This window comes from Sphingomonas sp. LH128 (genome assembly GCF_000293195.2).
In the GTDB taxonomy this organism is placed as follows: domain Bacteria; phylum Pseudomonadota; class Alphaproteobacteria; order Sphingomonadales; family Sphingomonadaceae; genus Novosphingobium; species Novosphingobium resinovorum_A.
The window spans coordinates 1-302 of sequence record NZ_ALVC01000644.1 but is presented as its reverse complement, the minus strand read 5'-3'; the positions used below and the strand labels follow the sequence as shown (position 1 = coordinate 302).

At 62.3% G+C, this 302-nt stretch carries 1 protein-coding gene; it reads right to left on the bottom strand.

The genetic code is table 11. The features are described 5' to 3' along the window. Positions 1-113: 113 nt before the first annotated feature. Positions 114-302 (bottom strand): transposase (locus LH128_RS30800; RefSeq protein WP_008833606.1); only part of this gene is annotated, 189 nt, incomplete at its 5' end.

The following is a 302-nucleotide window of genomic DNA, read 5'->3' as shown; positions in this document are numbered from 1 at the left end:
TGGTCACCGTCGATCTGCGTTCGAAGGAGGGGGACTGGTCTGTCGCTCGTTTCAGGGTGAAATTCGGAGATACCGGCCACGTTGGCGCGGTCGTGGTGACGTGAGCGACACGATTAGGCCGCGGCCAGAAGTTTCGGCAGCCTGATGAGGTTGTAGGCGACAGCGGTGAGCGTAAAGGACCATCCGACGCGGTCCTGGCCTCGATGGCGGGTCTTTCGCATGGTGCCGCAGGTCTTCGTCCATCCGAACACCTCCTCGATCCGCTTGCGGATTTTCTGGGAGAGGCCGTAGCCGGGATGGCG